The 12,383-nt window shown below is 62.5% G+C and carries 16 protein-coding genes; 2 read left to right on the forward strand and 14 right to left on the reverse strand.

The genetic code is table 11. From position 1 onward, the window contains the following. The first annotated feature begins 82 nt into the window (after positions 1-82). Positions 83-436 (forward strand): hypothetical protein, encoded by a 354-nt coding sequence (locus tag CIT25_RS31540; RefSeq protein WP_095489000.1) that lies wholly within the window; start codon positions 83-85, stop codon positions 434-436. A gap of 27 nt (positions 437-463) precedes the next feature. Here the strand turns inward: CIT25_RS31540 and CIT25_RS31545 are convergent, their stop codons facing one another. The 7 genes from CIT25_RS31545 to CIT25_RS36635 all read right to left on the reverse strand — a co-directional run bounded on the left by CIT25_RS31545 (position 464) and on the right by CIT25_RS36635 (position 5,684). Then, on the reverse strand, positions 464-1,327 hold the full coding sequence (locus tag CIT25_RS31545) for a quinoprotein dehydrogenase-associated SoxYZ-like carrier (protein ID WP_095489001.1): 864 nt from the start codon (positions 1,325-1,327) through the stop codon (positions 464-466). A gap of 117 nt (positions 1,328-1,444) precedes the next feature. After that, a complete protein-coding gene (locus CIT25_RS31550; RefSeq protein WP_095489002.1) occupies positions 1,445-2,416 on the reverse strand; it encodes a quinoprotein relay system zinc metallohydrolase 2 in 972 nt (323 codons plus the stop codon). A gap of 35 nt (positions 2,417-2,451) precedes the next feature. Next, complete coding sequence (locus CIT25_RS31555; RefSeq protein ID WP_095489003.1) at positions 2,452-3,192, reverse strand: ABC transporter ATP-binding protein; 741 nt, start codon at positions 3,190-3,192, stop codon at positions 2,452-2,454. After that, the gene (locus CIT25_RS31560) at positions 3,161-3,982 is read right to left on the reverse strand and encodes an ABC transporter permease (RefSeq protein WP_095489004.1); all 822 of its coding nucleotides are present in this window, start codon (positions 3,980-3,982) and stop codon (positions 3,161-3,163) included. The genes CIT25_RS31555 and CIT25_RS31560 overlap by 32 nt, the downstream gene beginning before the upstream one ends. Beyond that, the gene (locus CIT25_RS31565) at positions 3,979-4,983 is read right to left on the reverse strand and encodes an ABC transporter substrate-binding protein (protein ID WP_095489005.1); all 1,005 of its coding nucleotides are present in this window, start codon (positions 4,981-4,983) and stop codon (positions 3,979-3,981) included. Before CIT25_RS31565 ends, CIT25_RS31560 begins: the two co-directional genes overlap by 4 nt. 37 nt (positions 4,984-5,020) lie before the next feature. Further along, positions 5,021-5,230, reverse strand: a complete 210-nt coding sequence (locus tag CIT25_RS31570; RefSeq protein WP_095489006.1) for a hypothetical protein — start codon at positions 5,228-5,230, stop codon at positions 5,021-5,023. 124 nt (positions 5,231-5,354) lie between these two features. Next, positions 5,355-5,684, reverse strand: coding sequence for a hypothetical protein (locus CIT25_RS36635; protein WP_128285510.1), 330 nt, complete (start codon positions 5,682-5,684; stop codon positions 5,355-5,357). Between the two features lie 152 nt (positions 5,685-5,836). On the opposite strand from CIT25_RS36635, the gene CIT25_RS31575 reads away from it, so the two are divergent. Then, positions 5,837-6,217, forward strand: a complete 381-nt coding sequence (locus tag CIT25_RS31575) for a c-type cytochrome (protein ID WP_095489007.1) — start codon at positions 5,837-5,839, stop codon at positions 6,215-6,217. A 136-nt stretch (positions 6,218-6,353) separates the two neighbouring features. On the opposite strand, the gene gph is transcribed toward CIT25_RS31575, so the two are convergent. From gph to fba, 7 genes are all read right to left on the reverse strand, one after another. Beyond that, positions 6,354-7,055: a phosphoglycolate phosphatase gene (gene gph / locus CIT25_RS31580; RefSeq protein WP_095489008.1), complete on the reverse strand. Its 702-nt coding sequence runs from the start codon at positions 7,053-7,055 to the stop codon at positions 6,354-6,356. Continuing rightward, entirely contained in the window at positions 7,052-7,609 is a 558-nt protein-coding gene (locus CIT25_RS31585) for a thioredoxin family protein (RefSeq protein ID WP_095489009.1), read from the reverse strand. The genes gph and CIT25_RS31585 overlap by 4 nt, the downstream gene beginning before the upstream one ends. 22 nt (positions 7,610-7,631) lie before the next feature. After that, the gene (rpe, locus tag CIT25_RS31590) at positions 7,632-8,318 is read right to left on the reverse strand and encodes a ribulose-phosphate 3-epimerase (protein ID WP_095489010.1); all 687 of its coding nucleotides are present in this window, start codon (positions 8,316-8,318) and stop codon (positions 7,632-7,634) included. A 62-nt stretch (positions 8,319-8,380) separates the two neighbouring features. After that, positions 8,381-9,319, reverse strand: a complete 939-nt coding sequence (gene cbbX, locus CIT25_RS31595; RefSeq protein ID WP_095489011.1) for a CbbX protein — start codon at positions 9,317-9,319, stop codon at positions 8,381-8,383. Positions 9,320-9,327: 8 nt separating this feature from the next. Further along, positions 9,328-9,762, reverse strand: coding sequence for a ribulose bisphosphate carboxylase small subunit (locus CIT25_RS31600; RefSeq protein ID WP_095489012.1), 435 nt, complete (start codon positions 9,760-9,762; stop codon positions 9,328-9,330). Between the two features lie 18 nt (positions 9,763-9,780). Then, positions 9,781-11,274, reverse strand: coding sequence for a ribulose-bisphosphate carboxylase large subunit (locus CIT25_RS31605; RefSeq protein WP_095489013.1), 1,494 nt, complete (start codon positions 11,272-11,274; stop codon positions 9,781-9,783). 21 nt (positions 11,275-11,295) lie between these two features. Then, on the reverse strand, positions 11,296-12,375 hold the full coding sequence (gene fba, locus CIT25_RS31610) for a class II fructose-bisphosphate aldolase (RefSeq protein WP_095489014.1): 1,080 nt from the start codon (positions 12,373-12,375) through the stop codon (positions 11,296-11,298). Between the last annotated feature and the right edge of the window lie 8 nt (positions 12,376-12,383).

Raw genomic sequence — 12,383 nt, forward strand, 5'->3', positions numbered from 1 at the left:
GGCACGAGGCCAACTGGTGCTGTGATCCGTCTCGATCCATCGGGCTCGATCTGTCACGTCCGGGCCAAACGGAGGGTTCCCCATGCTCAGATATGTCGGCTTTTCGACCTTGCCGCTGTTGCTCACATCGGCCCTGGCCTTCGCCAATCCGGCCGGCGCCGCCGGAGATTATCCGACGGTGACGGTTGTCGACTATGTGCTCGGCTGCATGCAGACGAATGGCCAGACACGTCGGGCGCTGGAGAGCTGTTCCTGCTCGATCGACGTCATCGCCTCGATCCTTCCGTTCGAGGATTATGAAAGGGCCGAGACCTTCAAGAGCATGTCCCTGACGACAGGGGAGCGTTCGGGACTGTTTCGCGAAAGCGCGCCGGCAAAAGCCGCGAGCACGGAACTGAAGCGCGCGCAGGCGGAAGCCGACGTGCGCTGCTTTTAAACGCGTTGCGCACGCGGCTTCGAGGCTTCAGAGCCCCGTAGCCTCCAGTGGCCATTGATTGCGAAATACCTTGCCATCCGTATCGATCGCTTCGACCTGGATTTCGCCGTTGCCGTGCGCCTTGAAATCGAACCGGAAATTGGGATCTTCCGAAATCGATATTCCACCTTCCATCGAGAGAATCGGCCGGTCTGCCTGCGAGATCGATAGTTTCTGAACAAAATGCGCGGGGATGAAATACTGGGTCAGCGGATTGCGCTGCAGGCCAGAATTGTTCGGGTGCCGGATCATCAACTGCAATTCCTGTGCCTTTGTCATCGTCTCTTGAGGCGGGAATTGGCGCAGCTTCATCTGCCCCATCGTCGCCAGCGCCTCGTCCTGGTTCTTGACCGCCGGGGCTGAGCATCCACCTGACGCCTTGACGAAGGTCTGGGCCATGTGAAGCTCGCCGCCCTGCGTCTCTGCTATGGCACGCAGATAGGAATAGTCGTTGACGCGCACGCGCGTCGACAGATGCGTCACGCCGGCGTCCTTGCCGATCTGGAACGTCGCCGCCACCGGCGCCGGATTGACATCGATGATCAAGGTGACGGATTTGATGCCGTCGGGCGCCTTGGCGAGGTCGATATAGATGTCGACGGGCACGATGGCGGCATCCTGCGCCCGCTTCGGCGCCTCGATCCTGACGACGCCGCTATCGACCAGAATTGCCCGATCGCCGAACACGTCGCCTTTCAGATCCTGCCAGATTCTGTCCGAAGATGCTGTTGTTTGCTGCGCGTTGGCGGCTCCGGAGGAACCAAAGAGCGTGCCGACGGCCAAGACGATTGCGGCGAAGATGGCCGCGAGCGGCAAGGCGGGCTGCCGGCTCCGGTAAGCGTGGTTCTGCATTTCAATGCCTCACCAATGTCAGAGAGGTGGTGCCCAGGCCGATGTCGAGGATAAGCCTTCGACGATGTGTTGGCAAATCGATCGACCTCGTCCACGTCCAGCGCTTGTCGGTGTGATCTATTCCCATTCGAGTTCGGCAAAGGCGGCGGTTGCATTGCGCTCATTATACTCGTCGAATAGACGCCACTTGCCCCGTTCGCTTGCGCCCGCGGTCTTGACGGACTCGCTGAGCGGCATCCCGTCGGCGATCGCCCTGCGAATATCGCGCGCCAGAACCTCGAAATAGCGCCGCTCCGCCGTCAGCGCCTCCGGCCAGTCGGCCGGCACCGGGCCATGACCCGGCACGGCGCGCGCGGCGCCGATCGCGGCGAGCGCATCCATCTGGCGAAGCCAGCCAAGCAGCGATCCGTCGAGCGTCGGCAAGGAACCGACGAAAACGAGATCGCCGGCAAACAGCGTGCGGGTCGCGCTGTCGAAGACGGTCAGGTCGTTGTCGGTGTGCGCCGCTTTCCATGCCTGCAATTCGAGCACGCGCCCGCCGAGGTCGAGCTGCAGGCGATCATCGACCAGCATCGTCGGCGGTATGATCTCGACCCCTTTCATGAGCGCGTCGCCGATCTGTTGGCGAAAGCTTTGCAGGTAGAACGCGCCGCGCGCCTCAAGCGCGCGCGGCAGATTGTGATGGCCGACGATGGTCGCGCCGATCTCCCGGAATGCCGCGTTGCCGAAGATGTGGTCGGGGTGCATGTGGGTGTTGATCAGGTAGCGAACCGGCTTGGGGCTTATTTTGCCGATCGCGGCGATGAAGGCGTTCGCCTCGACCATGCTGCCGCCGCTGTCGATGACGGCAACGGCATCGGTCCCGACGACGACGCCCAGGTTCGAGATCGCGCCCTGGTTGGCGGCGTTCATCAATTCATCCACGCCCTGGAAAGCGAAGACGCCGTCGGCGACGTTCCTGACCGTGAATTCAAGGCCGCCGGCAGCGGCAAGAGCGGCGCGCCCGAGGCAACAGGGCAGCATCGCGGCGCTAACCGCGGTGCAGGCGAAGCCGCTCACAAGCTTGCGTCGTACCCTGTCGATCGGCATGGCTTCCCCCGATATGCATTCGAGCTGTAAGGCGATCAGACCACGCCCGGAAATTTTTGGTGGAAAGACCGCAAAAGGTCGCTCATCACCTGTGGATTGCGATAGTGCCGCGGCAGCCTTACGTCGAACATGCCGAGCACATGGGCTGGCCGCTGCGCGAGCACGATGATGCGATCCGACAGCATCAGCGCCTCGCGTAGATTGTGCGTTACCATCAGGGCGGTCGTAGGCCGCGCCGACCACACGGTCAAAAGCAGGTGCCGAAGCCGCTCGGCGGTCCGTTCGTCGAGCGAGGCAAAAGGTTCGTCCAGGAAAAGCACCGCCGGTTCGGTGGCGAAGGCCCTGGCAAGGGCTGCCCTGCGCGCAAGGCCGAGCGAAAGCTCCGCCGGATAGAGCGAGCGCATGCCGGCGAGGCCGAGCGTGTCGAACAGCCCGTCGAGGTTCTTCGTTCTCAGGCTTTTCGGTAGCGCCAGCCTGACATTCTGCTCAACTGTCCGCCACGGCAGCAAGATCGGCTCCTGGAACACGGCGGCGATCCGGTTGGAGCCGCCTTCAGGCAGTTGGAAGGAGCCGGAAAAGTCTTTGTCCAATCCAAGCAGGATGCGCAGCGTCGTGGTCTTGCCGCAGCCCGACGGCCCCAGCAGGCAGGCGAATTCGCCTTGCCGAACCTCGAAGGAAAGGTCCTGGAGCGCCGTGATCGAGACGCCTTGCGCGGACCTGAAGGTCTTCTCGGCGATGTCGACCCTAAGCGGGACGACGGCGCCAACGGGTTGCATGTCGTTCAACGGGCTGCACCACAAGAAGTTCGATGACAAGCATCACCGCCACGAAAGCCAGCGTGTAGGCAAGAATGGCGGCGACGTCGAAGAGCTGGAAATAAAGATAGATCTGGAAGCCGACGCCATTGGAGCGGCCGAGCAGCTCGACCACCAGGACGATCTTCCAGATGAGGGCGATGCCGGATCGTGAGGCGGCGGCAAGATAGGGCTGCAACTGCGGCAGCAGGACGTGGCGGATGCGGTCGAGGAGACCGAAGCGGTAGACGGCGGCCATTTCGGCGTAGTTCGGATCAAGCGCCCTGGCGCCTTCGCGCATCGTCACCACCACATTCGGGATCTTGTTCACGGCAACCGCGCCAATCGCCGCCGCCTCGTTGAGGCCGAACCAGATGTAGGCGAGCACGATGACCACCAGCGCGGGGATGTTGAGAAACAGGATCACCCAGGGACTGAAGAACCGGTCCGCGCTGCGGTAGCTGCCGAGGGCAACGCCGATGACCGAGCCAACCACCATCGCGATGACATAAGCTGCGGCAACCCGGCCAAGTGTCGCGCCGAGATGGTAGAAAAGGTCGCCGCTCGCCGCTTCTGCGAGCAGCACCTGCCAGACCTGTCCCGGCCCTGGAAAGGCACGGCTCGGCCAGGCATTTGCCGCAAAACCCCACAGCAGGCAAAGCCCGAGCAGAGAGACCGCGACCGTCAGCACGGGTGTCAGCGCCGTTGCAAGGCTGGACTGGCTGCCTGCTGCAGCGCCAGGCGTGCGATCGCCGGTGTCAGGTGCGGTCATTTCGGGGGTTCCTGCCAGAACGTGCCGGGCGCCATCTCCGGCGCGCGGCCGACCAGCTTTTCGCCGCCGATCTCGGCCAGCACGCGGTAGAGTTTGCCTGCGTCGGCCGCATCCTCGGCGACGGGGCGTCTGGGAATGCCTTCGCGATAGCGGTCACGCAGTTTGGCCAATTCCTCGCCTTGCGCGCGGATAATCGGCGCAAGGCGCAGCCACTCATCGTCGGATTTGGCCAGCAAGTCCTTGGACTGCGCGGAAGCCTTGATGAAGCCCCGGACGGTGGCCAGATTTTCGCTCGCCCATTTGTCATGAAAGACATAGCCGAGCGCCGACACGGCGCCCGAGGCCCCGAGCGCTTTCGCCGCATCATCCGCGCCGATCAGCCGACGAAAGCCGTTGGCCTCGAGCCGGGCGCAAAAATGCCAGAAATTGAGCACCGCATCGAGTTCGCCTTGCATCGCCTTTTCCGAAATCAGCGGCGGCGCGCCAAAGACGATGTCGCTGGTTGCCGGCAGGTCGAGGCCGTGATCGCGTCTGGCCAGCGCCTGGATCAGCAGCCAGCTTTTATCGAGAGGCCCGCCGGCGACGCCGATCTTTTTTCCCTTGAGATCGGCGATTGTCCGGATCGGCGATTGCTCCTTCACCATGATCGCCCCGACGGCGGTCGAATAGGGGACCAATGTGAGGTCGACGCCTTCCGAGCGCTGGCGCGAGACCCACAACCAGTCGGAGACGATCATGTCGATCGCGCCGGCCAGAATCGCGACGTTGGTTGCATCCTCGCCGGCGAAATCGACGATCTCCAGATCGATGCCGTTGGCTGCATCGAACTTGTGCTGCTTCATGGTGTCAAGCGCCCAGCTCACGGTGCCGAACTTCAGCACGCCGATGCGAACCTTGCCCATGGCGAAGGAGGGGGTCGTGGCGAAGGAGGGCCTTGAGACAAGCGCCGCGGCTGTTCCAAGAGCTGCCAGACGGAGCGTTCCTCGACGCGAAATCATCATGATGCCTCCTCCCGGGCCAGGATAAGCCGGGCGCCGATCAGATCGCACGGTCCTTGCTCGGCGAAGCGCATTTCCAGCGCTTGACCTTGAGGGTCGGGTGTTCCTGCGACCATTTCGCGATTTCGCTGGGCGCCAGCATCATACATTGGAACAGAGAGCCACGGCTCTCGAAATAGAGATGTTCGTCTCGGCAGTTGCCCGGATTGGCAATCAGGCAAACCGTTAGTATGAGGTCGACCATATCCATTCAGCACCTCTTGCGCGCTTGAAGACGCCCGCTTCGGCGAGATCCGGCTCGATCTGCGAGCCTGGACAAAATCGCCAACTGCCGGAGTCCCGAGGTGCCCATGGAAAACCGGAATGGTTTTAGGCTACGCGTTCGCCCAATGGCCGTCAACAAAGGCGAATGGACGGGGCGCCGAAGCCTGAAACAAAAAAACCCGCCTCGGCGGCGGGTTGTTGACGCAAATCAGCATCATGAATAAATTCCTAGCATAGCTGCCGTCACAAAGCAATGAAAATACGAGGGCAATCGCTTCAGGTTGCACTCCTCTTGCCCAGTCTTCCAGCGTTGGTGGTTGGCGAAAGCCGAAGCGGCGTCCAATCTCCCACCTTGCGGGGGAGATAGGCAGCTTCGCTGACCGCGCCACGATCGGCAATTGGTCTGAAGCGATTGCCCTGAACTTCAGTATGGTTGACATCCCTCGTCTGCCGGGTAGCTTCCAAGATGCAGGCGTTGCAACTCCACAAGGGGAGAAGTTTTCGCTCTGCCATAAAACGACGCATGCCGATGATCAAAACAACGGCCTGCGCAAATCGTCCAGGGCACCTTGACGATCAATGAGGAAATGCCATGCGTGCAATCGCATTTTTCGCCGTCGTGTCCGTTGCGACGTTTATCACGAACCAATCTCAGGCGCAGGATGCCGCCGCGGGTGAAAAGGTCTTCGCCAAATGCAAGGCCTGCCACGTCGTCGACGAGGACAAGAACAAGATCGGTCCGTCGTTGAGCGGCGTTATCGGCCGGACGGCCGGCACGCATCCGGGGTTCAAGTATTCCAAACCCATGACCGAGGCGGGGGGATCCGGCGTCAAATGGGACGAAGCCACGCTGACGACCTATCTTCGCGATCCCAAGGCCATGATCAAAGGCACAAAGATGGCGTTTCCCGGCCTCAAGAAGGACGAGGATCTTGCCAACGTCATCGCCTATCTGAAGCAATTCTCCAAATAACCCGGTTTTTCCGTTAGGAAATAACCCGGTTTTTCCGCAGGAAATAACCCGGTTCTTCCGCACGAAGTAACGCGACTTCGCCGGCCGTTCGAAACTGCGTTCGGCCGGCGCCCTCCCTGGTGGTTGGCGCCGCCGGTCAAGCGGCGTCTTGCAGCCTCTGCATGGCGGACGGCAGGTCGAGCAGACCGTCGCAAACGAGGTCGGCGCCAAGCTCTTCAACGGCAATCTGGGTGTAGCCGCCACGCAGCAGGATGACGGGCATGCCGGCGGCGCGCGCGGCGGCCACGTCGGCGCTGCTGTCTCCGACCATCAACGTGTCACGCGGTTCGACCTGAAGCTGGTCGAGCGCCAGCAGCAGAGCGTCGGGCGCCGGTTTCAGGCATGTCACCGCATCTCCGCCGACGATCGCGCCGAGATAGTCCGTCAGCCCGAAATGCAGCAGGATTTCCCGAGCCGCCAACTGCGGCTTGTTGGTCACCACGCCCATGGCTATTCCGCTCAAGTGGAAGTGCGTGAGAACCTCCCTGACGCCAGGCATCAGCTTTGTCAGGCCGGTCAGATGTCTGCGGTAGATCGGCGCCATGACGCGGTTGGCCTCATCGAGCGCGCTGCCGAGAAGCGGCGTGCCGGAAGTCGCGAAGGCTCGCTCGATCAGTTTCCTGACGCCGCCGCCGATCATGGCCTTGACTTGCTCCAGGCGCAGCGGCGGCAGATCGCGGCCGGCCAGCAACTCGTTGACTGCGGCCGTTATATCAGGCGCCGAATCAACCAGCGTGCCGTCGAGATCGAATAGGATTGCCTTCGGCGATCGAAACGGCCTGCCCATGCCGACGTTCATGCGGCGTCCTTCCACTTGATCGAGCAGCCGATCGAAGCGATCTGGTCCAGCGGTCCGTCGCCGGTTCGGGCAATTTGCTTCATCGCCTCGAACAGGTCGCGTCTCAGCCCGGGCGGTCCGGCGTCGCGTCGCGCCGCGTCCAGCCGGCCGCGATATTGCAGCGTCAACTCGCTGTTGAGCCCGAAGAAATCCGGAGTGCAAACGGCTCCGTAGGCACGCGCCACCGTCTGGCGTTCGTCGTGGAGGTAGGGGAAAGTGAAGCCGTTCGTCCTGGCGAAGAGCTTCATGTTGTCGAAGGAATCATCGGGGTAGGCGTCGGCATCGTTGGCGTTGATCGCGACAAAGCCGATGCCTTGCGCCTTGAGGTCGTTGGCGTCGCGGACGATGCGTGAAATCACCGCCTTCACATAGGGACAGTGGTTGCAGATGAAGGCCACCACCAGCCCGTTCGGGCCGGCGTGGCTGAAGATCGAATGCGATTTGCCGTCGACGCCGGGCAAAACGGCATCGATGGCTTGCCAGCCGAAATCGCAGACAGGTGGGATTGCCGCCATATTTGCCCTCCGACGTGATGGTTTACGCAGCTTTCCGGATCGCCCCGTCGGCCGCCTGCCTGATGGCGTCGATATTGGCGCGATAGGCGGCCTCGGTGCCACCCCTAAAGATTGCCGAGCCGGCGACCAGCACATTGGCGCCGGCCGCGGTGACCAGCGGAGCGGTCTCGGGCGTGACGCCGCCGTCGATCTCGATGTCGATCGGACGGTGGCCGATCAGCGCCTTGACCCGCCTGACCTTGTCGACGACAGCCGAAATGAACGCCTGGCCGCCGAAGCCCGGATTGACCGTCATCAGAAGCACCAGATCGAGCCGATCGAGCACATATTCGATGACGCTTTCCGGTGTCGACGGGTTCAGCGACACACCGGCCTTCTTGCCGAGATTCCTGATTGCCTGCAGCGAACGGTCGAGATGCGGCCCGGCCTCGGCATGCACCGTGATGATGTCGCAGCCGGCATCGGCGAAGGCGGCGAGATAGGCGTCGGCCGGCGCGATCATCAGATGGCAGTCGAAGATCTTGTCCGTTCGATCACGGATCGCCTTGATCACCGGCGGACCGAAGGTGATGTTGGGCACGAAATGGCCATCCATCACGTCGAGATGGATCCAGTCGGCGCCCGCCCGGACGACCGTTTCGACCTCGTCGCCGAGCCGCGAGAAGTCCGCAGAAAGCACCGAGGGCGCGATGATTGTCTTGGTACCCATGGTCGTCGGCTCCCATTCTATCTTCCGTTTCCGGTCGCTGCACACCAACCGGCGTCGTCTTGTCAGCGCGCCTTCGTCTCCGGTTCGCCTTCGAGCTTACCTTCCGCGAACACGCGGCTGCCGCGAATATCGGATTCCTCAATGGTGATAAGGTCGGTTTTCGTCAACGCCCGGTCGCGCGACGCGAAAAGCCGGTTGGCTTGCCGAAGCCGCGCCCGGTCGAGCCCATTGCGGACCGAGCGGGCGTTGGAGAAATGCGGCAGCCGCATGCGGATCGGGAGATACTCTTCGAGCGCCTTGGCCGCCGCCTCGCTGAGACGGTAATTCTGTTCCGCCAGCATGATCTCGGCGATCGATTTGAGCTCGCCGACGCCGTAGTCGGGAAAATCGAGGTGGTGGGCGATGCGCGAGCGCATGCCGGGATTGCTGTCGAAGAAGCGGTCCATCTTGTTCTTGTAGCCGGCAAGAATCACAACCAGATCGTCACGGTTGTTCTCCATGCATTGCAGCAGGATTTCGATCGATTCCTGGCCGTAGTCGCGTTCGTTCTCGGGCTTGTAGAGATAGTAGGCCTCGTCGATGAAAAGCACCCCGCCCATGGCGTGCTTGATCACCTCGCGGGTCTTGGGCGCGGTGTGGCCGACATACTGGCCGACGAGATCGTCTCGCGTCACCGCGACCATGTGGCCTTCGCGGACATAGCCGAGACGATGCAGGATTTCGGCCATCCTCAGCGCCACGGTGGTCTTTCCGGTGCCGGGATTTCCCGTAAAGTTCATGTGCAGCGTCGGCGCGCCCGAGGTCAGCCCGAACTTGCGGCGAAGCCGGTCGACCAGGAGCAGCGCCGCGATCTCGCGGATGCGGGTCTTGATCGGCTTCAGGCCAACGAGCTCGCGGTCGAGCTTGTCCATCACCTCGTCGATGTTGGACGCCTCGAACTCGGCCTGCAGATCGACCGATTCGTCCTGCGCGGCAGCGCCCTTTGCTATCGCGTCCAGCATGGTTTCGCCTAGCTCCGCTCGCCTTCGGGCCTGTCGGTCGCATAAGGCACGATCGAATAGCCCTGGCTGCGGCCGTCGCGCTCCTGGCGCAGCAGCCGGAACCCGGGTTCGCTGGGCGGTCGGTTGACGATGAACGACATGCGCGGCGCTTCCCAGCCCTTGGTCGAATCGAAGGCGGTGACCCGGACATACATGTTGGCCATGGCTTTCCGGCAATTGTTGATTTCAAGCAGGATGCCCGCCGGGTCCTTCAGGTCGAACATCGGGTTGCCGTACATTTCCCAATAAGTGTTTCGCGGATGCGGATCGTCCGTGTACTCGACGCTGACCGCCCAGTGGTTTTTCAGCGCGTATTTGATCTGCGCCGAAATCTGCTCATCGGTCAGGTCGGGCAGGAACGAAAACTGTCCCTGCGTGACCTTGTTTCCCGGATTGGTCATCATGGCGACGGTTCCTTTCGTCTAGAAGCTGGGCGTTGCGGTTGGCACGAAGTCGGCCGTGTCGGTCGATTCGTAGTTGAAAGTGACGTCCTTCCAGGTCTCCAGGGCCGCCTTCAGCGGCGTGCACCATCTGGCCGCCTGTTCGAGGATTATGGTCCCCTCGCGCAGATAGTCGCGGCCCTCGTTGCGGGCTAGGATCATCGCCTCCAACGCGACGCGATTGGCCGTCGCGCCGGCCTGGATGCCGTCCGGATGGCCGATCGTGCCGCCGCCGAACTGCAGGATGACGTCCTCGCCGAGATAATGGATCAACTGGTGCATCTGGCCGGCATGGATGCCGCCGGAGGCGACGGGCATCACCTTGTTGAGCGAGGCCCAGTCCTGATCGAAGAACAGCCCGGTTTCGAGGTTCTGCGGTGTGCGCTCCTCGCGCAGCGTGTCATAAAACCCCTTGATCATCAGCGGGTCGCCTTCCAGCTTGCCGACCACCGTGCCGGCATGGATGTGATCGACGCCGGCCATCCGCATCCATTTGCAGATGACGCGAAAATTCATGCCGTGGTTCTTCTGGCGCGAATAGGTCGAGTTGCCGGCGCGGTGCAGGTGCAGGATCATGTCGTTGCGGCGTGCCCACTTGGCCATCGACTGGATCGCCGTGTAGCCAATGACGAGGTCGATCATGACGATGCAGGAGCCAAGCTGTTTTGCGAATTCGGCGCGCTCGTACATCTCCTCCATCGTGCCGGCGGTGACGTTGAGATAATGGCCCTTGACTTCGCCGGTGGCGGCCGACGCCTTGTTCACAGCCTCCATGCAGTAGAGGAAGCGGTCGCGCCAGTGCATGAAGGGCTGCGAGTTGATGTTCTCGTCGTCCTTGACGAAGTCGAGGCCACCCTTCAGCGCCTCGTAGACGACGCGGCCGTAGTTGCGGCCTGACAGGCCAAGCTTCGGCTTCGTCGTCGCGCCGAGCAGCGGCCGGCCGAACTTGTCGAGCCGCTCCCGTTCCACCACGATGCCGGTCGCCGGGCCCTGGAAGGTTTTGAGGTAAGCCACCGGGATGCGCATATCCTCGAGCCGCAAGGCCTTGACCGCCTTGAAGCCGAACACGTTGCCGATGATCGATGCCGTCAGGTTGGCGATCGAGCCCGGCTCGAACAGGTCGAGGTCGTAGGCGATGTAGGCGAAGTACTGCTGCTCGGTCTTGGTGCCGGGACCTGTGTTCGGCACCGGCTCGGATTTGAACGCCTTGGCGCGGTAGAGCTCGCAGGCGGTCAGCCTGTCGGTCCACACCACGGTCCATGTCGCGGTCGAGGATTCACCGGCGATGGCGGCGGCCGCCTCCTCGTGGTCGACGCCGGGCTGCGGCGTGATCCGAAACATGGCGATCAGGTCGGTCTCCTTGGGCCGGTAGTCCGGCTCCCAGTAGCCCATCTTCTTGTAGGGGATGACGCCCGACTTGTAGCGTTCCTTGCCTTCCTTGAGCGTGCCTGCTGACGGCATGTCGATCTTGTTCATGACAGGTCTCCTGTGTGCCGCTCAGGCGGCTTTCGCGGTTGCGATTTGCGGGTCGAGTTTTCCCGCGGCATAACGTTTCGCCATCTCGTCCATGGCGATCACCCTGATCTTCGAGGCGTTGCCGGCGGTGCCAAAGCGTTCGAAGCGATCGCGGCAAAGGTCGCGCAAGGCGTCCATGGCGGGTTTCAGGAATTTGCGCGGATCGAATTCGCGCGGGTCCTCCGTCGCGACGCGGCGGAACTGCCCGGCCATGGCCATGCGACAATCGGTGTCGATGTTGACCTTGCGCACGCCGTAGCGGATGCCGCGCTCGATCTCCTCGACCGGAACGCCAAAGGTCTGGGGCATCTCGCCGCCATATTTGTTGATGATGTCCTGCAGTTCCTGCGGCACGGAGGAAGAGCCATGCATGACCAGATGCGTGTTGGGCAGCTTTTCGTGGATCGCCTCGATCACCTGCATGGCGAGGATGCCGCCGTCGGGCTTGCGGCTGAATTTGTAGGCGCCGTGCGAGGTGCCGCAGGCGATCGCCAGCGCGTCGACCTGGGTGGCGGTGACGAAGTCGACCGCCTGATCGGGATCGGTCAAAAGCTGGTCGTGGGAAAGCGCGCCTTCGGCGCCATGGCCGTCCTCGGCCTCGCCCTGGCCGGTTTCCAGCGAGCCGAGCACGCCGAGCTCGCCTTCGACGGAAGCGCCGACCCAATGCGCCATGCGGGCGACACGTTCGGTGATGGCGACGTTGTAGTCGTAGCTCGCCGGCGTCTTGGCATCCGCCATCAATGACCCGTCCATCATCACCGAGGTGAAGCCGTGGCGGATCGCCGAAAGGCAGGTGGCTTCGTTGTTGCCGTGATCCTGATGGATGCATAGCGGAATGGCCGGATGCATTTCGGTCAGCGCCTCCATCATCTTGGCCAGCATGATGTCGTTGGCATAGGAACGGGCGCCGCGTGACGCCTGGATGATGACCGGCGCGTCGCAGGCCTTGGCCGCCTCCATGATGGCAAGGCCTTGTTCCATGTTGTTGATGTTGAATGCCGGAACGCCGTAACCGTGCTCGGCGGCATGGTCGAGAAGCTGGCGAAGGGTGATGCGGGCCATTGTCGGGT

The organism is Mesorhizobium mediterraneum, from assembly GCF_002284565.1.
Classification (GTDB): Bacteria; Pseudomonadota; Alphaproteobacteria; order Rhizobiales; family Rhizobiaceae; genus Mesorhizobium; species Mesorhizobium mediterraneum.

Bases quoted from the DNA above. Each gene is read 5' to 3' on its own strand.
- CIT25_RS31560 (WP_095489004.1), bottom strand. From the start codon at position 3,982: ATGACCGCACCTGACACCGGCGATCGCACGCCTGGCGCTGCAGCAGGC.
- CIT25_RS31545 (WP_095489001.1), bottom strand. From the start codon at position 1,327: ATGCAGAACCACGCTTACCGGAGCCGGCAGCCCGCCTTGCCGCTCGCG.
- CIT25_RS31570 (WP_095489006.1), bottom strand. From the start codon at position 5,230: ATGGATATGGTCGACCTCATACTAACGGTTTGCCTGATTGCCAATCCG.
- CIT25_RS31540 (WP_095489000.1), top strand. From the start codon at position 83: ATGCTCAGATATGTCGGCTTTTCGACCTTGCCGCTGTTGCTCACATCG.
- CIT25_RS31600 (WP_095489012.1), bottom strand. From the start codon at position 9,762: ATGATGACCAATCCGGGAAACAAGGTCACGCAGGGACAGTTTTCGTTC.
- CIT25_RS31565 (WP_095489005.1), bottom strand. From the start codon at position 4,983: ATGATGATTTCGCGTCGAGGAACGCTCCGTCTGGCAGCTCTTGGAACA.
- CIT25_RS31555 (WP_095489003.1), bottom strand. From the start codon at position 3,192: ATGCAACCCGTTGGCGCCGTCGTCCCGCTTAGGGTCGACATCGCCGAG.
- gph (WP_095489008.1), bottom strand. From the start codon at position 7,055: ATGAACGTCGGCATGGGCAGGCCGTTTCGATCGCCGAAGGCAATCCTA.
- CIT25_RS36635 (WP_128285510.1), bottom strand. From the start codon at position 5,684: ATGTCAACCATACTGAAGTTCAGGGCAATCGCTTCAGACCAATTGCCG.
- CIT25_RS31575 (WP_095489007.1), top strand. From the start codon at position 5,837: ATGCGTGCAATCGCATTTTTCGCCGTCGTGTCCGTTGCGACGTTTATC.
- CIT25_RS31550 (WP_095489002.1), bottom strand. From the start codon at position 2,416: ATGCCGATCGACAGGGTACGACGCAAGCTTGTGAGCGGCTTCGCCTGC.
- rpe (WP_095489010.1), bottom strand. From the start codon at position 8,318: ATGGGTACCAAGACAATCATCGCGCCCTCGGTGCTTTCTGCGGACTTC.
- CIT25_RS31585 (WP_095489009.1), bottom strand. From the start codon at position 7,609: ATGGCGGCAATCCCACCTGTCTGCGATTTCGGCTGGCAAGCCATCGAT.
- fba (WP_095489014.1), bottom strand. From the start codon at position 12,375: ATGGCCCGCATCACCCTTCGCCAGCTTCTCGACCATGCCGCCGAGCAC.
- CIT25_RS31605 (WP_095489013.1), bottom strand. From the start codon at position 11,274: ATGAACAAGATCGACATGCCGTCAGCAGGCACGCTCAAGGAAGGCAAG.
- cbbX (WP_095489011.1), bottom strand. From the start codon at position 9,319: ATGCTGGACGCGATAGCAAAGGGCGCTGCCGCGCAGGACGAATCGGTC.